This window comes from Rhizobium beringeri, assembly GCF_004306515.1.
In the GTDB taxonomy this organism is placed as follows: Bacteria; Pseudomonadota; Alphaproteobacteria; order Rhizobiales; family Rhizobiaceae; genus Rhizobium; species Rhizobium beringeri.
The window spans coordinates 525,684-542,378 of record NZ_SILG01000001.1; the positions used below are offsets into that span (position 1 = coordinate 525,684).

The window sequence follows — 16,695 nt, forward strand, 5'->3', positions numbered from 1 at the left end:
GATGTCGGCTGCCACGCCTATAAAAGGCATCCTCTTCGACAAGGACGGCACGCTGCTCGATTATGACGAGAGCTGGCTGCCGGTCAACCGCGAGCTTGCCCGCATCGCTGCGAAAGGGGATGAGCTTCTCGCCAACCGGCTGCTGTCGGCCTGCGGCATGGATCCGCTGACCGGCCATATCGTTCCCGACAGCCTGCTTGCCGCCGGCAATACCCGCCAGATCGCCTCAGGCCTTGTTGCCGCGGGTTCGATGGTGGATGTCGACGAACTGACGGTCCGCCTCGACGATCTGTTTTCCAGCGCCGCCGAATTTTCCGTGCCGGTGACCGACCTTGCCGGCTTCTTCGCCCGGCTGCATCGGCGCGGCTTCAAGCTCGGTGTCGCCTCCAGCGACAATGAGCGGTCGATCCGCCAGACGGCGGAACGTTTCGGTTTCGCCCGCTATGTCGATTATATCGCCGGCTACGACAGCGGTTTCGGCGTCAAGCCGGAGCCCGGCATGGTGCTCGGCTTCTGCGCCGCAACCGGTCTTTCTCCCGCCGAGGTCGCCATGGTCGGCGACAACAACCACGATCTGCACATGGGTCTGAATGCCGGCACGGGTCTCAGGATCGCGGTGCTGACCGGCACCGGTTCGCGGGAGACGCTTGCCGCCGCGGCCGATCACGTCCTCGACGATATCACCGCCATCGAGACGCTGCTGCCCGACTTGCAGCCGGCCTGACGGGTAAGGGCTTGCATTTTTTCAGGTTTTGGCTTCTCAATCCGACCGGTCGAAAAGCAGGGGACTGGCTGTCGCTAAAGCAATTCCAGCAAAAGTGCACAGCGGTTTTGCCGGGAAAAGCGCGCAGCGACTTTCCCAAGGGATTGCGTGAGAACAAGCCGGACAGGGGAGCGGGACGGCAAGATGATATCCGAAGCGCCACCGTTCTGGTGGAGGAAAGCCGATTGGCGGGCCTGGCTGCTGCTGCCGCTTTCTTTTCTCTATGGCCGTATCGCCGGCCACCGTATGGCCCATGCGCGCCGCGCTTCCGTTCCCATCCCGGTCATCTGCGTCGGCAATTTCACCGTCGGCGGCGCCGGCAAGACGCCGACGGCGCTGACGATCGCTCGCGCCGCCAAGGCGAAGGGGCTGAAGCCCGGCTTTCTCAGCAGGGGTTACGGCGGCTCGCTCGATGTGACCACCGTGGTCGACCCCGATCATCACCGGGCGATTGCCGTCGGTGACGAGCCCTTGCTGCTTGCTCAGGAAGCGCTGACGGTGATTTCGCGCCGGCGCGTCGAGGGTGCTGCACGCCTGGTGGCGGAAGGCGCCGATCTCATCATCATGGATGACGGTTTCCAGAGTGCCCGGCTGGCGATCGACTATGCCCTGCTCGTCATCGATGCGACGCGCGGCCTCGGTAACGGCCATATCGTGCCGGGTGGCCCGGTCCGCGCGCCGATCCGCCAGCAGTTGCGTTCTGCGACCGCTCTGCTGAAGGTTGGCGGCGGCAATGCCGCCGACAGGATCGTCCGCATGGCGGCGCGCGCGGCAAAGCCCTATTTCACCGCATCGCTGAAAGTGCGCGGCGACAATACCCTGGCCGGCACCAAGGTGCTCGCCTTTGCCGGCATTGCCGATCCCGCCAAATTCTTCCGCACGGTCGAATCCCGCGGCGCAGAGATCGTCGTCGCCAAGTCCTTCGGCGATCACGAGCATCTGACCGAGGAGGAAATCGACGACATCCTGATGACCGCCGAGCGGCAGGGCCTTCAGATCGTCACCACCTCCAAGGATTTTGTCCGCCTCTCCGGCCATCCCGGTAAGGCGGTGCAACTCGCCGAAAAGAGCCGGGTGATTGAGGTCGACATGGTGTTCGAGGATCACCTCGCCCCCAGCCTCATCATCGACCGGGCGATCGTCGCCTGCCGCGAACGGCGCCTGCGGGAGATGAAGGCCGGGGTTAAAGCGATTCCAGGAAAGGCTGAACCGCTCTAACAGGCTGTTGCAAAACGCCTCGTTCTGCGCACATCCGTACATCCAATGCTATCACGCGATCGAGTGAAGCAAAGTTTCGCGAGCGGAAGTCAGATGCAACCGGCATGCGCGATCGATCAAGGCGATATTGCGGCTTTCGAGGGCTTCGATCAGCGCGAGATGTTCCCTGATGGCGACCTCATTCCGCGCGCGTTCATCACGCTTGTTCCACTGATAGTGATAGTGGAAGACCATGGTTATCACGTCTTGAAAGCTTTCGATAAAGCGGTTTGGCGCGACTGCGGTAATCAGGCGGTGGAAACGGCTGTCCAACTCCGAGAAATCCTGAAACCGAGCGTCGATATCAGCGAGCAGTTCCAAATGTGCCGCCCGCATAGATTGGATCTGTTTCCAGACGGGCGACCCGTCGGGCAGGGCAGCGAAAAGCCGTGCGGAGCGCATTTCGAACATCTCTCTAATCTCAAACAGTTCGAGTGCGAAACTGGCTGTGAACCCTTTAAAAACCCAGCCGGCATTCTGACGCTTCTCGATCAGCCCATATTTCTGAAATCGATTGAGAAACTCACGGACAATCGTTGTCGCGACGCCGAATTTCCGAGCTAATTCCGTCTCATTGATTTCTGTGCCCGGACAGGCATCACCGCGCAGCATCCATTCCATGAAACTCGTCTCGACCTGTTCCGAAATTGCCAAGGTCTCTTCCTTCGGATAGCGCTCTTTCTGCCGCGGCTGCTCACGTATGATCCGCTTGTGCGCTTCAGATATGATGATCCCACGTGCGGACATCCCCGCCAGCACCTTCCGCACCGTTGTTCTGCTCACGCCAAGCTGGGTGCGCAGTGCATTTTCGGACGGCAAATCCGCCCCAAGATCGAGCGTCCGAATGATATCGATCATATCATTGAATGCCCGCTTGAAAGTCGTATCCGTCCTCATGACGCAACTCTCGGTATGATTAGATATCCATAAAAAACAATTTGACGCACGTGTATCATATGTTTCTTATGTATAAAAAACGGGGGAGGCTAGGGGAATTTGGAAGACTCCGGGATTCTGCCTCAGAATTCGTCCCGGCCTGGTGGTTCGCAAGATGCAACCTTCCATCCGAGACAATCTGGCATCACATTCGGGCTGAAGCTATTGAGCCTTGGCCCTCTACTGATCCTGATTATGCTCATCGCCGTCGTCAGTTTGATCACGCCGGCTTTTCTAAAGCCCGTTAACCTGGGGAACATCCTGGCGCAGACAGCAGTGATTGCTGTTGTGGCAATGGGGCAGCAACTCGTTATCCTGACACGCGGCATCGACCTGTCTGTAGGCTCGAATCTTGCGCTGGCAACAGTCATCGGCGGACTTGTCTACCAGCAGGTTGATTCCTCGATCGTCGTCATTATGGCCATGCTGCTTGCCGGTGCTGCCATTGGTGCGGTCAACGGCCTGGTCTTTGTCTATGGCCGGCTGCCACACCCCTTTATCATTACACTTGCGACCTTGAGTATCTGCCGCGGCCTGGCACTTGCATTGGCGCCCGGCCACACCACCATGCGCGGGATGCCCGATGCAGTGACTGCAATCGGCGGCGGTACGACGCTTGGTGTGCCCAATTCCTTCTTTGCCGTTGCGATGTTCGGGCTTCTTTTTCTGATCCTGACGAAGTCGATGGTCTTTGGCCGATGGATCTATGCGGTCGGCGGCGCGCCGAATGCCGCCAGAAGCATGGGTATCCCGGTAAAGGGCGTTCTGCTCGCAACCTACATTATTTGCGGCTTTTGTGCAGGTGTCGGCGCGGTGCTGCTCGCTGGACGGACCGCCGCCGCCTCGCCAATCTACGGCAATCTTTTGGAGCTCGACACGATTGCTGCGGTGATTATCGGTGGCGCCAGCTTCCTTGGCGGACGAGGCCATCTCGGCCACGCCCTGATCGGCGCCGTGCTGATCGGCGTCATCCGCAACGCCCTTAACCTTCTCGGGGTCGACGTGTTCTTTCAAATGATCGCGATTGGGCTCGTCATCGTCATCGCCGTAGAGGCTGACGTGCTTCGTAACCATCTCGAGGCGCGCGCACGCATGCTTCAATCGGCGAGAGTACAATGAACCCGGCATCCATCACACCGGCACTTTCGGTTCGAAACGCCCAGAAGCGCTTTGGCGCCATCCATGCCCTGAAAAATGTAAGCTTTGATGCGTATTCGGGTGAGGTAACCGCTCTCTTGGGTGACAACGGCGCCGGCAAGTCGACGCTCGTCAAATGCATCAGCGGGCTTCATAGTCTCGACGAAGGAGAGATCCTCGTGGATGGTGCTCCTGTATGGCTCCATTCAACGGCGGCCGCCCGCCGCGCCGGTATTGAAACCGTCTATCAGGATCTGGCGCTTTTCGACAACCTGACCCCGGTACAGAATTTCTATTGCGGACGAGAAATCTCTTTCCCCTCCTGGCTGCCGCGGCCGCTCCGCTTCCTCAACACGGGCGCGATGAAGCGGGAGGCAGCAAGTGTCATCGATCGCCTGAAGGTTAAACTGCCGAGATTCGATGCGCCGGTCGCGCTGATGTCTGGGGGGCAGCGACAGGCGATCGCGGTCGCGCGCGCCATTGTGTTTGCGCGCAAGCTGGTAATTCTTGACGAACCAACGGCCGCCCTCGGTCTTCGCGAGTCTCGCCAGGTTCTTGATCTTATCCATCAGCTCAAGGCCGACGGCAATGCCGTGATCATCATCACGCACAATATGGAGCATGTCGTCGAAATCGCCGATCGGGCGGTTGTGCTGCGGCAGGGTCGCAAGGTGGGTGAACTGAAGCCGACTGAAGCGAACAAGCAGGACCTTGTCGCGATGATTGTCGGCGCCGAGGCTTAAGGGAGATCGCTGCTTCGTTGGGGCAGCGGACAACGAGATCGCTCTAGAGGAGGGCGGTCGAAACATGGGAGGTCTATCATGAAACCGCAATTCCTGCTGGGAGCTCTTGCGCTCCTGGCCGTCGCTGCAGTCCCGGCCTTGGCGCAGGAGCCGGTCAAGCTCGGCTTTATAACCAAATTCCCAGTACCGTTCTTCGCAACAATGGAGAACGCCGCCAAAGATTATGCAAAGAGAAATCCCGGCGTCGAGATCATCTACGGGCAGGGTACATCCGCAACCGACATCGAGGGCCAGATTGCACAGATCGAGTCCATGGTGACACGAGGCGTGCAGGGTATTGCCCTCACGCCCGTCGATCCCACCGTGTCCACTGCGCTGGACAAGGCGGTGGCGGCCGGTGTCAAGGTCGTGCTGATGGATAACAACATTCCGGATTGGAAAGGCAGGACGGCGCTTGCCACGACCAATAACTTCGCCGCGGGCAAAATCGCAGGGGAATATCTCAAAACGGTTCTTCATGCCGGCGACACGCTCGGGATTCTCGAGGGCGTGCCCGGTGTGCCGGCGCTTGATGACCGCGTGAACGGTATGCTTGAAGGGCTGAACGGCCTTGATGTCAAGATCGTCGGGAAAGGCGCAACAAACTGCACCGAGGAGCTCGGGATCAGTGTCGCCGAGGATCTGCTGACGAAGAACCCGGATCTCAAGGCCATTTATGCCGCTTGCGGCCCGCCCGCTGCTGGCGCGGCGCGCGCAATCAAGAACGCTGGCACTGCCAATGACAAGATTGTGCTGGTCGGTTTCGACTTCTGCTGCGGCGAAGAGGAAGCGCTGAAGAGTGGAGTCGAGGATGCGTCGGTGGCCCAGTTCCCCACCAAGATGGCAGAACTCGGTGTGGATGCGCTGGTCAAATCGATTCGCGGAGAGAAGGTTGAGTCTTTGATCGATTCCGGCGCTGCGCTCGTGACGCCAGAGAATATGGCGAAATTCAAGTGAACCGTTGCCCCTGTGGGGATCGGATCACGCAAACGGCCCGTCCTTCGTGGGGCGGGTCGGACGTGTGACCGCTCGTTGTGCCAAGATTTCAATCTTCTATCAGGACGGCCGACAGGGCCTAAAATCATCCTGTTCTAGCGCCGCTGGTTCGGCAGCACGCCGGCGCGTTTGTCGGCATCGATGGCCGTGATCACGTCGGCATAGGGTTCCTGCCGGGCGACGCTCCAGTAGCGCAATTCGTCGAGCGGGATCTGTTTCCCCGTCATCGCGCAGACGACATAGGAGCCGGGCGAGAGAATCTGGAAATCGCCATCGAGATACCGGATCTTCGCCTCGCGGTTTCCGTGCCCTTCGAACAAATTCATGCGCTCCGTTCCCTGCAGCCTGTCATTAGAGCATGTCGCGCAAAAGTGTGCCGCGGTTTTGCGATCACGACATGCGGAACACTAAAGACCTAAAGCGTGGCAAGCGAATCTGAAAGATCGCGACACGCTTTAGTCTGCCATACTCCCGCAAGGGCCGCTTTTCCAGCTTTTTTAGCTTCTGCCAAAAAGCCGCTCGATATCGCTGAGCTTCAATTCGATATAGGTCGGCCGGCCGTGATTGCACTGGCCGGAGCCGGGCGTCACTTCCATTTCCCGGAGCAGCGCGTTCATTTCCTCCGGTCGCAGCCGCCGTCCGGAGCGCACCGATCCGTGGCAGGCCATGGTCGCTGCCACATATTCGAGCTTGGCCGATAGGCCCGACGCTGTGTCCCATTCGGCAATCTCGTCGGCAAGCTGGCGGATCAGCCCGTGCGCATCGACCTCGCCGAGCATAGCCGGCGTCTCGCGCACGGCGATCGCGCCTGGGCCGAAACGCTCGATCGCAAGGCCGAGTTCGGAAAGCTCGGCCGCATGCTGCATCAGTCGGTCGCAATCCTCTTCCGGAATATCGACAATCTCGGGGATGAGCAGCACCTGCGAGGCCAGCCGCTTCGAATGCAGCGCCTTGCGCATCGCTTCGAAGACCAGCCGCTCATGCGCTGCATGCTGGTCGACGATGACGAGCCCGTCCTCGGTCTGGGCGACGATGTAGTTTGCGTGGATCTGCGCCCGCGCCGCGCCGAGCGGATACCGTGCGTTTGGTTCTGGGGCTGCCGGCTGCGGCGAAAACTGCGGCTCGGCCCGCGCCGTCGGCATCGAAAGTCCGTCGAAGGACGCCTGTGGCCGCTCGCCGAAACCCGTTGTCGGCTGAAAGGGCCGGGAGGGCGACGTTTCGGCCGACCATCCGCCCTGCGGCCGCTGGCTATTCGGCTGGAAGCCGGGGCGGAAGGAGCGCAGCATGTCGCTCGCCCCGGTCGTCGCCGCCCGGCTGCCGTCGCGCGCCAAGGCCTCGCGGATGGCACCGACGATCAGGCCGCGCACCAGGCCAGGATCGCGGAACCGCACGTCGGATTTTGCCGGATGCACGTTGACGTCGACGAGAGCGGGATCGAGCGTGACCGACAGCACCGCCACCGGATAGCGTCCGGATGGGATCGTCTCGGCATAGGCGCCGCGGATCGCCGAGAGGATCAGCTTGTCCTGCACCGGTCGGCCGTTGACGAAGGCGTATTGATGGGCGGAGTTGCCGCGATTGAAGGTCGGCACGCCGGCAAAGCCGGTCAGCGAGATCTCTTCGCGCTCGGCGTCGAGCGCAATGGCGTTGTCGCGGAATTCCTTGCCAAGCACCTGCGCCATGCGCGCCAGATGGTCGTCGCCGGTTGCGGGAAATTCCAGTGTCGTGCGGTCCGAGCCCGACAGCACGAAGCGTACCGCCGGAAAGGCGATCGCCATGCGCTTGACGATCTCGGTGATGGCGCCGGCCTCGGCCTTCTCCGTCTTCAGGAATTTGAGCCGGGCCGGTGTGGCAAAGAACAGGTCGCGCACTTCGACGATCGTCCCGGGATTGGCGGCAGCCGGGCGCATATGCGCGATCTTGCCGCCAGTCACGGCGATCTCGTGGCCGCCTGTGCTGTCGCGCCTGCGGCTTGCAATGCTGAGCCTTGCGACCGAGCCGATCGAGGGCAGCGCCTCGCCACGGAAGCCGAGCGTGCGGATATCCTCGAGCGTCTGCGATATCTTCGAGGTGCAGTGGCGCCTGACCGCCAGTTCCAGATCGGCCGCGTCCATGCCCGAGCCGTTGTCGCTGACGCGCAGCAGCGCCTTGCCGCCGCCAGCCGTGGCGATTTCGATGCGCGTCGCGCCCGCGTCGAGCGCGTTTTCGATCAGTTCCTTGGCAGCGCTCGCCGGCCGTTCGATGACTTCGCCGGCGGCGATCTGGTTGATGAGCGTTTCGGAAAGCTGTCTGATGGCCATGGGCTATTTTCGGGGATTCGCGGGCCGGAGGGAAGGGGTTTCGATGCGCTTTCCCAAAGCGTGATCACGGCCGTCCCCGAATTTGGGGGTGGCTAGTGTTAAGCCGGTTTTAACATAAAAATGGCATTTCTAATCACATACTTCCGGAAGCTGTGAAATCGAACAGATGTGGGACGCAATGGAATGAGTGCCGGCTTCGAAAAGGCGGACACATCATCAGAAATCGATGGGTCTCCCGCCGAGGCCGATCTGCAGACGGCGCTTTTCGATGTGGTGTGCGACAGCCTTTCCGCAGCTTTCATCATCTACGACAAGAACGACCATCTGATCTTCGCAAGCCGCCAGACCCTCGAATTCTTTCCGCTGCCTGTCGAAATGCTGAAGCCGGGTACGCGGCTTCGCGATTTCCTCGGCGCGATGTACGACACTGGCATTCGCCAGCAGTACGATGTCAGGCAGGGCGGCGCTCTGAGCCGCGAGGACTGGCTGTCGCAGAAAATCGCCTCGCATTGGCGTGAGCGCTTCGACGCCGTCGAGCGCCACGGCGCCGACAGCTGGGTCCGCTTCGTCAAGCGCAGGCTGCCGGGTGGTTACGGCGTCACCATCATTTCCGACATTTCCGAGAACAAGAAGCGCGAAGAGCAATGGCGCTCCGATTTGGAGCGCGTGCAGCTGACCGAGGACATTCTCGACAATCTGCCGTTCCCGCTCTTCGTCAAGGACCGCAACCTCACTTATGTCGCGGTCAATCTCGCCTTCTGCGAGAAATATCAGACGAGCGCCGACGAGGTGCTCGGGCGCAAGAGCGGTGATCTTTTTTCAGAGGAGATCGCCAAGCGTTTCGAAGAGAGCGATCGCCATGTGCTGGAGACCGGCGAGATGTCCGTCTCCCGCCAGCGTCAGATCTCTCGCGACGGCATCGAGCGCGACATCGTCAGCCGCAAGCACCGCATCGGCAAGCCCGGCCGCTATTTCCTGGTATCGACCATGCAGGACCTGCCGCGCGACGGCGCCGATCTCGACGAGTTCGGCCAAGCGTCGGCGATCACCGCCTCCAGCAATCAAAGCTACCGGCGGGCCTATGTGCCGGTACCAACCGGCGTCGAGCGGCGCGAACCGGCGGCGATGGAAGCGATCGTTCCGGAGAATTTCTCCGGCCGCAAGGTCCTTGTCGTCACTGCCGACCTCGCAGCCGAGACCGCCGCGCTGCGGACGCTGACGAAATACGGCTTCGAATCCTGCTCGGTCCGCGGCGAGGACGAAGAGGAGCGGTTCCTGGAAATCGCCACCTCCTCCGGCATCTCGCTCGATCTCTTGATCATCGACAATCAGATGGGCATGCGCTGCCTCGAGCTTGCCGAGCAATACGGCATCCCGGCGCTCGTCATGGACGGTTTCCAGATCGCCAACGAGCTCACATTCCAGATCGCCCGCCATTTCAATCGCAACAGCCGCAGCGCTTCCGGTTCGGATACCGATTGGGAAATCAGCATTTCCGACGATGTGGTCGGCCTGCAGGTTCTCGTGGCCGAAGACAACGATATCAACCAGATCGTCTTCTCGCAGATCCTCGAAGGTCTCGGCTATCGGCATATGCTGGCAGCAACCGGCGACGAGGCGGTGCGCCTCTGGGCTGAGCACCGGCCGCAGATCGTGCTGATGGATATTTCCCTGCCGGGTTTCAACGGCTTCGAGGCCGCGCGCCTCATCCGGCAGATGGAGGAAACCGGCGGCGGCACCCGCACCCCGATCATCGGCGTGCTCACCCAGGCCTTCGAGCGCGACCGCGCCGAATGCGTCAAATCAGGCATGGACGACGTCATCATGAAACCCGTCAGCCCCGACATGCTCGAGACGGTGTTTCAGAAGTATCTAATGGTTGAGGCTATGCGGGCGCGAAACTAGCCGGCGATACCCGTCAACTCCCTAGATTTTGGGCGTTTCAGGCGGCAGAGGCCGCTGATTTCCTATCGAATTGTTAAGACATGCCGGTCATTCTTTTGCATGGCTGCGGGGGAAGCTCGGGTTTGCATGATGATGAAATCGGCGGAAATAGCTTTCTTGACCGTGGGTCAGAATGAGCTTCAGGCGATGGCCTATACCGATCCGCTGACCGGATTGGGAAACCGCAATCGCATGCGGGACAAGGTCTTGCAGATCTCTTCCGAGCGCGCCAGCGATCCGGCCCCCTTCACCATCGGCATCGTCAACCTCGACAGTTTCAAGCCGATCAACGATCTGTTCGGCTCGACAGCCGGCGATGAAATCCTCTGCCAGGTCGCCCATCGTCTCAGGGCCTGTATTCCTGATGGTGCGCTTGTGACCCGCCATGATGGCGACGAATTCGCCTTCGTGCTGCCGTTGGTCTTCGAGCGGGCGAGTGCCGAGAAATTCGGCCAGATGATCCGCGAGGTGCTATCGGCTCCCTATGACCTCGGTGACCGCAACGTCCGTCTCTCCGCTTCCCTCGGCTTCTCCATCTATCCGTTCGCCGGAGAGGATTGCGAGGAACTGCTGAAGAGCGCCGAGACCGCTCTCTACCGTTCCAAGCGCCGCGGTCGCGGTCAGATCACCGTCTATTCGCGCGAGATCGCGCAGGAAATGAAGCGCGCCACGCAGCTGGAGCAAGCGCTCAGAAACGCCATCATCTCGGATGCGATCGACGTGCATTTCCAGCCGATCGTCTCACTCTCCAACAATCAGGTCGTCGGCTTCGAGGCGCTCGCCCGCTGGAACGACCCGGATCTCGGCTTCGTGTCGCCCGGCGTCTTCGTGCCGCTCGCCGAAGAGCGCGGCTTCATCGATGCGCTGTCGGAGGCGTTGTTGCGTAAGGCCGCCGAAGCAGCACTATCTTGGCCGCGCGAACTTTTTCTGTCGTTCAATCTTTCCTCGGCTCAGCTGATGGATCCGGGCACCAGCAGCAGCGTCCTGTCGATCCTCGGCCGCGTCGGCTTCGATCCGCATCGCCTGGAGCTGGAGATCACCGAGACCGCGGTGATGAGTTCGGCCGATACCGCTCATCGCATCATCGCCGATCTGCGCGCCGCCGGTGTGCGCATCTCGCTCGACGATTTCGGCACCGGTCAGTCGAGCCTCGGGCGCCTGCGCGACTTCATCTTCGACAAGATCAAGATCGACCGTGCCTTTGTCTCGCGCATCAATTCCGATCGCGCCTCCGAACACATCATCAAGGCGATCCTCACCATGTGCGAGGGATTGGAGCTGGAAGTCGTCGCGGAAGGCATCGAGGATTATGCCGAGGCGGTGAAGTTGCGCACGCTCGGCTGCGGCATGGGCCAGGGCTATCACTTCGGCCGTCCGGCGGACGGTATCGCCACGTTGCGCTTCCTGCACGAAAACTATTACGATCCGACCATGGCGGAGCGTGTCAGCGCATAAAGCGATGGCGCCCCCTAGGAGCGCCATCGCCTACGCTATACTACCGCGCACGGATTACTTAGGCGTGGTCGAGCCGGTCGCCGTGGTGTCGGTACCGGTCGCAGCCGGAGCCTTTTCGGCCGCCAGCATTGCCAGCGTCTTGAACTCAGGTGCGGCCTTCAGCGATTCAGACGTTTCGCTGGTCGTCAGCTTGACGCTGCCGTCCTGGGTGTTCTGGGCGACGGTGATCTTTTCCATCGGCACGGCGACGTTCTTTTCGCCGATGCCGAGGAAGCCGCCGACACCAACGATTGCAGCAACAAAGCCGCCGTCCTTCTTCAGGATCAGGTCGTTGACGCTGCCGATGCTTTCATTGTTGCCGTTATAGACCGACTGGCCGATATAGGTGTTGGCGCTGACCTGGTCCGGAGACTGTTCCGTCAGATAGCCGGCCTGAGCCGTATCTGCCGTCGGTGCTGCGGCCGGAGCCTGTGCGGCATCGCCCGCGGGCTTGGTGACGTCAGGCGTCATCGGCTTCGGTGCAGCCGGATCGGCGGGAGCCGCCTGGGTCGGAGCGGCGGGGTCCGCAGGCTGCGGAGCGGTCTGCGAGAATGCCGCCGGTGCGAAAGCCGTGGCAAACAGGGCGCCAGCGGCAACGGTCGTCAAGAGTTTGCGTGTCATTTCGAACCTACCTTCGTTTTTCTCTAGTGATCGCTGACCCGGCAACACCTATTTTTCAGGTCTCGTTGCCGCGCCAGTTCGAAGGGAAAATGACTGGTGGAGTGATTGGTTCCGGTTGAAAACACGGAAAATTTCTCGATTCTCACGGAACATTTATCGATGAGTGGCCACCAAAACGAGAAAAAGCGCCCCGGTCAGGAGCGCTTCTGATCATCGATGGCAAGCAAAAATCAGATCACATAGACGGGATCGAACACGCCTTTGACGTCGATGCCGAGTTCCAGCAGCGCGCCGGCACTGGGCTGCGCCGAACGGGCATCTTCATCCAGCCCTTCCCAGGCTGTCGTTACCGCCAGGCGGTCGGCATTGACGCCGATGAAGGCAGGGCAGGAGGGCTGGACGGCAGGAACCTTGTAGCGCGAGATGCGCAGGCCATCCGGACTGTAGCGGTCGACGACGCTGGCGCCCCAGCGCGCATTCCACAAATAGCCGTCGGCATCGACCACCGAGCCGTCGATGTCGCCGGGGTCGTTCATGCTGTCGACGAGCACGATCGGCTCGCCCGAGGGCAGGCCAGTCAACGGATCGACCATGACGCGCATCAGCCGGTTGATGCGGGAATCCGTATAATAGCCGATCGTGCCGTCAGGTGAGAAGCAGATCGAATTCGGGATGCTGATGCCGTTGAAGATCTTCGTCACCTTGCCGCTAGCGACATGATAGATGGCGCCGGCCTGGTTTTCCGCCCGCTTGCTCATCGTACCGATCCAGAGCGCACCGGAAGGATGGGTGCGGCCGTCGTTCGAACGGTTTTCCGGCCTGTCGTTTTCGAGCGCGGCGTAGAAGGTGAGGTTGCCGCTTGCGATGTCGCGCACGAAAAGCCCTTCTTCCGTCGCGATCAGCTGCCGCCCGGCGTCAATGCGGGCAAGCACGCTCGCCATCACAGGCAGCGGATGCACCTTTTTCGCGCCCGTCGAAAGATTGAGCTCGTGCAGTTCCTTGCCGAGGATGTTGAACCACCAGACGGTATTGCTGTCCGGATCATAGGTCGGGCCTTCACCGAGAACGGAATTGGTATTGCAAAGTGTTTTGCCCTCGAACTCATAAATATCGGTCATACGTTCACGCTCCCAATGGCTGCATCATAGGCGTAAATGGTCGCCTTGGCGCGCTCGGCAACCTCTGACGCGGTCATTCCGGGTTTGTAGATGCTGGTGCCGAGGCCGAAGGCGAAGACGCCGGCCTTGGTATAATCGCCGAAATTCTTATCCGACACACCGCCGACGGCGGCAATCGTGAGCTCCGGCGGCAGGATTGCCCGGATCGCCGTGATGCCGGAAGGGCCGAGCACGCTGGCCGGAAAGAATTTGAGACCGGTGGCCCCGGCCCGCGCGGCCGCCAGCGCCTCGGTCGGCGTGAAGACGCCCGGCATCGTCACCATGCCGTATTCGCGCGCCCGGATGATCACCTCGGGTTCGACATTCGGGGTGACGAGGAGCTTGCCGCCGGCCGCATGCAGGCTGTCGACCGCCTCGACGGTCAGCACCGTGCCGGCGCCGATCAGCACTTCGGCCGGCGCCATCTTCGCGGCGATCTCGATGGATTTGAACGGTTCCGGCGAGTTGAGCGGGATCTCGATCGCCGTCAGGCCATTTTCGATCAGAGCACCGACGACGCTTTCGATCTCGTCGGGCCGGATGCCGCGAAGGATGGCGATCAGCGGGCGCTTCATGTCGGGGAAGGGGATACGGTTCATCGTGTCAGCTTTCTCAATTCGGCCAGATGGCTTCGGCGGCAGCCGAAAGCCCGCGGCGCACGGCGGCGTCGGCGTCGATGGCGGTGAAGGCAAGGGAGAGGGTCCTGAAGGCCTGTTCGTAGAGGGCTTGCAGGCGCCCGGAGGCGACGAGGGTGATGTCGGTGCCGTTTGCCGCATCTTGCAGCGCACCGGCGATTTCGAGGCCGATCAGCGTGCCGGAAAGCCGGGCTTGCGCCGCTGCGGCAGAAATCCCGTGCAGGAGCTGGCCGGAGCGGGCAGTAAACAGCAGGTTGGAGGCAAGGGCCGGGCGCGTAAAAGCGGCCGAGACGGCGGCCTCGAAGGCTGCCGCATCCGCCGGCTGCTCTGCCGCACCGCCAACGGCATGCGAAAGGATCGTGTGTTTGCTGATGACGTCGAAAAGCTCGCCGGTCATGAAGGTCGAAAAGCCGGTCACCTTGCTGTCCGTCACATGCACCCATTTCGAATGCGTGCCGGGCATGCAGACCGCCTGCGCCCCGGAGCTTGCACGGCCGAGCGCGCCGAGAAGCTGGGTTTCCTCGCCGCGCATGACGTCCGGCGTCGCCATGTCCCGCTGGGCAAGGCCTGGTAGAATGCGGATGTCGCGGCTTTCGCCGGGCACGGAGACCGCCGCGCTCAGGATCGAGGCAAGCGGCGCCGGCACGTCGATATAACCGGCCTCGACCCAGCCCTGTCGTGCGCCGGCCATGCCGCAGATGATCACCGGCAGGTTTTCCGGCGCCTCGATGGCTGTGAGATGGCCGGCAAGCACGGCGGAAAAGCCGGTTTTTGCCGCGCTCGTCATGCCTTCGCCGCTGCGGCGTTCGGCAAGGACGGTGCCGTCCCTCTCGATCAGCCAGAGCCTGAAGCTGCTGGTGCCCCAGTCCACCGCGACATAAGCGGGATTTGCCATTACAGAACGCCTCCATCGACAATCAGGGACTGGGCGGTCATCGCCGCCGCACAGTCGGATGCAAGAAACAGGCAGGGGCCGACGATCGCATCGGGTTTGAGCGCGACCTTCAGGCACTGGTCCTCGACCGAGCGCGCAATGCTCTCCTCGGTGAGCCAGTGCTGCATCTGCCGCTCGGTGACGACCATGCCGGGCAGGATGCAGTTGACCCGGATGTTCTCCGGCCCGAGCCTGCCCGCCAGGCTCTTCGTCAACCCGACGACCGCCGCCTTGGCTGCCGCATAGGCGGGAAAGCCGCCCATGTTCAGCTTGAAGGCGATCGACGACATATTGATGATCGCCCCGCCGCCGGCCGTCCGCATCGACGGCACGACTGCCTGCGAGGTAAAGAACACATGCTTGAGGTTGACCGCCTGGTTGTTGTCCCAATAGGCCTCGGTCACCGCGTCGAATTCATGGCGGTCGTCCCAGGCGGCATTGTTGACCAGCACGCGGATCGGCCCAGAGCTCGCAATAACGCTATCGACCGTACGCCGGATCGCTTCGATGTCGCGCAGATCGGCATGGCAAAAAGAGACCGGATGCGCCGTCTCCTGCGACACCCTTTCGGCGAGCTCGCGGCCGGCGGCCTCGGCGATATCGATGAACGAGACCTTGGCGCCTTGGCGCGCGAAACCTTCGACGATCGCAGCACCGATGCCCGATCCACCGCCGGTCACGAGCACGGCTCGGTCTTTGAACTCGGGAAATTGTGCTGCTGGCATCATGGTCACCGTCGCCTCCCGACCTTATCATTGTTCCATTATTTGGAACTTAATTTGACTATATGGAATTATCGAATTACGGTGCCCTTTCTGTCAAGGGTGGATGAGGCAATGGATGCAAACGGCAGCGGCGCAGCACAGGCACGTGAGACCGGCACGCTCGGCAAACTGATGGTTCTGCTCGATCTCGTCACCCATGCGGATGCGCCGCTGCGATTTACAGATGTTCTGGCTCTCGCCGGCCAGCCGCGCGGCACGCTGCATCGCCAGCTGAGCCATCTGGTGGAGGAGGGGTTGCTGGAGCTCGATGGCGACGGCCGCTATGCGCCCGGCCTGCGCCTGCTCGATTTCGCCGCGCGCAGCTGGGCGCGCAACGAATTCCGCCTGATCGCCGAGCCGCACCTTGCCGATCTGCAGCGGGCAACCGGCGAGACGGTGCATCTCGGCGTTCTCCGGGGCCAGTCGATCATCTATCTCGACAAGGTCGAAGGCCGCCAGCCGGTGCGCATGTATTCGCAGATCGGCAATGCCTCGCCTTGCTACTGCACCGGCGTCGGCAAAGCGGCCCTTTCGCTGCTGCCGGCCGAAAGTCTCGTCGATCTCGTCGCCAGCCTGAGCTTCACCAGCTTTACCGCCTCGACCCATGTCTCGGCCGAAACGCTGCTTGCCGAAATCCGCGAGATTGCCGATCAGGGTTATGCTTTCGACCGCGAGGAGCACGAGGCCGGCATCTGCTGCGTCGCCGCACCCGTCTGGTCGGAGGATCGGACCTTTATGGGGGGCATTTCGATTACCGGCCCGGCCTATCGGTTGTCGATGGAACTTCTGCACCAATGGGCCGTTCCGGTTCAACTGGCGGCTGGGAGGATCATGGAGGGCATGCGCGTCCGTCTCGGTCCGCGCCGCTGAGGGAAAAATTGCAATCGGCCCGCTGCTGGACGCAATCGCAGAGCATGCTTATGATGAGCGCGATATTGAGATTTGCCGACGAATCATCACAACTAGAACGGTCCG

The 16,695-nt window shown here is 61.5% G+C and carries 16 protein-coding genes; 8 read left to right on the top strand and 8 right to left on the bottom strand.

The annotated features are described in order from the left end of the window. The first annotated feature begins 1 nt into the window (after position 1). Together ELH03_RS02680 and lpxK are read left to right on the top strand one after the other, a co-directional pair. Positions 2-724, top strand: a complete 723-nt coding sequence (locus ELH03_RS02680) for an HAD family hydrolase (RefSeq protein WP_130658455.1) — start codon at positions 2-4, stop codon at positions 722-724. Positions 725-907: 183 nt separating this feature from the next. Beyond that, positions 908-1,981, top strand: coding sequence for a tetraacyldisaccharide 4'-kinase (gene lpxK / locus ELH03_RS02685; RefSeq protein ID WP_128411435.1), 1,074 nt, complete (start codon positions 908-910; stop codon positions 1,979-1,981). Between the two features lie 51 nt (positions 1,982-2,032). Here the strand turns inward: lpxK and ELH03_RS02690 are convergent, their stop codons facing one another. After that, complete coding sequence (locus tag ELH03_RS02690; RefSeq protein WP_130765991.1) at positions 2,033-2,917, bottom strand: GntR family transcriptional regulator; 885 nt, start codon at positions 2,915-2,917, stop codon at positions 2,033-2,035. 99 nt (positions 2,918-3,016) lie between these two features. On the opposite strand from ELH03_RS02690, the gene ELH03_RS02695 reads away from it, so the two are divergent. The 3 genes from ELH03_RS02695 (at position 3,017) to ELH03_RS02705 (ending at position 5,832) form a co-directional block, all read left to right on the top strand. After that, entirely contained in the window at positions 3,017-4,075 is a 1,059-nt protein-coding gene (locus ELH03_RS02695; protein ID WP_197727699.1) for an ABC transporter permease, read from the top strand. Next, positions 4,072-4,836 carry an ATP-binding cassette domain-containing protein gene (locus tag ELH03_RS02700; RefSeq protein ID WP_128411436.1) on the top strand — a complete coding sequence of 255 codons (765 nt, stop codon included), beginning with the start codon at positions 4,072-4,074 and terminating at the stop codon, positions 4,834-4,836. The genes ELH03_RS02695 and ELH03_RS02700 overlap by 4 nt, the downstream gene beginning before the upstream one ends. A 78-nt stretch (positions 4,837-4,914) precedes the next feature. Further along, positions 4,915-5,832 (top strand): sugar ABC transporter substrate-binding protein, encoded by a 918-nt coding sequence (locus ELH03_RS02705; protein WP_128401956.1) that lies wholly within the window; start codon positions 4,915-4,917, stop codon positions 5,830-5,832. Positions 5,833-5,966: 134 nt separating this feature from the next. Here ELH03_RS02705 and ELH03_RS02710 read toward each other — a convergent pair whose 3' ends face one another. Together ELH03_RS02710 and mutL are read right to left on the bottom strand one after the other, a co-directional pair. Further along, positions 5,967-6,197 carry a DUF2093 domain-containing protein gene (locus tag ELH03_RS02710; RefSeq protein WP_128401957.1) on the bottom strand — a complete coding sequence of 77 codons (231 nt, stop codon included), beginning with the start codon at positions 6,195-6,197 and terminating at the stop codon, positions 5,967-5,969. Positions 6,198-6,368: 171 nt separating this feature from the next. After that, complete coding sequence (gene mutL / locus ELH03_RS02715; protein ID WP_128401958.1) at positions 6,369-8,171, bottom strand: DNA mismatch repair endonuclease MutL; 1,803 nt, start codon at positions 8,169-8,171, stop codon at positions 6,369-6,371. 183 nt (positions 8,172-8,354) lie between these two features. On the opposite strand from mutL, the gene ELH03_RS02720 reads away from it, so the two are divergent. Both ELH03_RS02720 and ELH03_RS02725 read left to right on the top strand, forming a co-directional pair. Beyond that, positions 8,355-10,076, top strand: a complete 1,722-nt coding sequence (locus ELH03_RS02720; RefSeq protein ID WP_130765992.1) for a response regulator — start codon at positions 8,355-8,357, stop codon at positions 10,074-10,076. A 129-nt stretch (positions 10,077-10,205) separates the two neighbouring features. Further along, the gene (locus tag ELH03_RS02725) at positions 10,206-11,570 is read left to right on the top strand and encodes a putative bifunctional diguanylate cyclase/phosphodiesterase (protein ID WP_128401960.1); all 1,365 of its coding nucleotides are present in this window, start codon (positions 10,206-10,208) and stop codon (positions 11,568-11,570) included. Between the two features lie 54 nt (positions 11,571-11,624). Here the strand turns inward: ELH03_RS02725 and ELH03_RS02730 are convergent, their stop codons facing one another. From ELH03_RS02730 to ELH03_RS02750, 5 genes are all read right to left on the bottom strand, one after another. After that, positions 11,625-12,230, bottom strand: coding sequence for a PRC-barrel domain-containing protein (locus ELH03_RS02730; protein WP_128411437.1), 606 nt, complete (start codon positions 12,228-12,230; stop codon positions 11,625-11,627). A 230-nt stretch (positions 12,231-12,460) separates the two neighbouring features. Beyond that, the gene (locus tag ELH03_RS02735; protein ID WP_130765993.1) at positions 12,461-13,348 is read right to left on the bottom strand and encodes an SMP-30/gluconolactonase/LRE family protein; all 888 of its coding nucleotides are present in this window, start codon (positions 13,346-13,348) and stop codon (positions 12,461-12,463) included. Continuing rightward, positions 13,345-13,986 carry a 2-dehydro-3-deoxy-6-phosphogalactonate aldolase gene (locus ELH03_RS02740; protein ID WP_128401963.1) on the bottom strand — a complete coding sequence of 214 codons (642 nt, stop codon included), beginning with the start codon at positions 13,984-13,986 and terminating at the stop codon, positions 13,345-13,347. Before ELH03_RS02740 ends, ELH03_RS02735 begins: the two co-directional genes overlap by 4 nt. Positions 13,987-13,999: 13 nt before the next feature. Beyond that, positions 14,000-14,917: a 2-dehydro-3-deoxygalactonokinase gene (locus ELH03_RS02745; protein WP_128411438.1), complete on the bottom strand. Its 918-nt coding sequence runs from the start codon at positions 14,915-14,917 to the stop codon at positions 14,000-14,002. Continuing rightward, positions 14,917-15,684 carry an SDR family NAD(P)-dependent oxidoreductase gene (locus tag ELH03_RS02750; protein WP_197727783.1) on the bottom strand — a complete coding sequence of 256 codons (768 nt, stop codon included), beginning with the start codon at positions 15,682-15,684 and terminating at the stop codon, positions 14,917-14,919. Before ELH03_RS02750 ends, ELH03_RS02745 begins: the two co-directional genes overlap by 1 nt. Positions 15,685-15,792: 108 nt before the next feature. On the opposite strand from ELH03_RS02750, the gene ELH03_RS02755 reads away from it, so the two are divergent. Next, positions 15,793-16,590: an IclR family transcriptional regulator gene (locus ELH03_RS02755; protein ID WP_128405489.1), complete on the top strand. Its 798-nt coding sequence runs from the start codon at positions 15,793-15,795 to the stop codon at positions 16,588-16,590. Positions 16,591-16,695 lie beyond the last annotated feature (105 nt).

What these genes read in the sequence shown, in the direction of transcription:
- ELH03_RS02680 (WP_130658455.1), top strand. Translation starts at nt 2, where the DNA reads ATGTCGGCTGCCACGCCTATAAAAGGCATCCTCTTCGACAAGGACGGC.
- lpxK (WP_128411435.1), top strand. Translation starts at nt 908, where the DNA reads ATGATATCCGAAGCGCCACCGTTCTGGTGGAGGAAAGCCGATTGGCGG.
- ELH03_RS02690 (WP_130765991.1), bottom strand. Translation starts at nt 2,917, where the DNA reads ATGAGGACGGATACGACTTTCAAGCGGGCATTCAATGATATGATCGAT.
- ELH03_RS02700 (WP_128411436.1), top strand. Translation starts at nt 4,072, where the DNA reads ATGAACCCGGCATCCATCACACCGGCACTTTCGGTTCGAAACGCCCAG.
- ELH03_RS02705 (WP_128401956.1), top strand. Translation starts at nt 4,915, where the DNA reads ATGAAACCGCAATTCCTGCTGGGAGCTCTTGCGCTCCTGGCCGTCGCT.
- ELH03_RS02710 (WP_128401957.1), bottom strand. Translation starts at nt 6,197, where the DNA reads ATGAATTTGTTCGAAGGGCACGGAAACCGCGAGGCGAAGATCCGGTAT.
- mutL (WP_128401958.1), bottom strand. Translation starts at nt 8,171, where the DNA reads ATGGCCATCAGACAGCTTTCCGAAACGCTCATCAACCAGATCGCCGCC.
- ELH03_RS02720 (WP_130765992.1), top strand. Translation starts at nt 8,355, where the DNA reads ATGAGTGCCGGCTTCGAAAAGGCGGACACATCATCAGAAATCGATGGG.
- ELH03_RS02725 (WP_128401960.1), top strand. Translation starts at nt 10,206, where the DNA reads ATGATGAAATCGGCGGAAATAGCTTTCTTGACCGTGGGTCAGAATGAG.
- ELH03_RS02730 (WP_128411437.1), bottom strand. Translation starts at nt 12,230, where the DNA reads ATGACACGCAAACTCTTGACGACCGTTGCCGCTGGCGCCCTGTTTGCC.
- ELH03_RS02735 (WP_130765993.1), bottom strand. Translation starts at nt 13,348, where the DNA reads ATGACCGATATTTATGAGTTCGAGGGCAAAACACTTTGCAATACCAAT.
- ELH03_RS02740 (WP_128401963.1), bottom strand. Translation starts at nt 13,986, where the DNA reads ATGAACCGTATCCCCTTCCCCGACATGAAGCGCCCGCTGATCGCCATC.
- ELH03_RS02745 (WP_128411438.1), bottom strand. Translation starts at nt 14,917, where the DNA reads ATGGCAAATCCCGCTTATGTCGCGGTGGACTGGGGCACCAGCAGCTTC.
- ELH03_RS02750 (WP_197727783.1), bottom strand. Translation starts at nt 15,684, where the DNA reads ATGATGCCAGCAGCACAATTTCCCGAGTTCAAAGACCGAGCCGTGCTC.
- ELH03_RS02755 (WP_128405489.1), top strand. Translation starts at nt 15,793, where the DNA reads ATGGATGCAAACGGCAGCGGCGCAGCACAGGCACGTGAGACCGGCACG.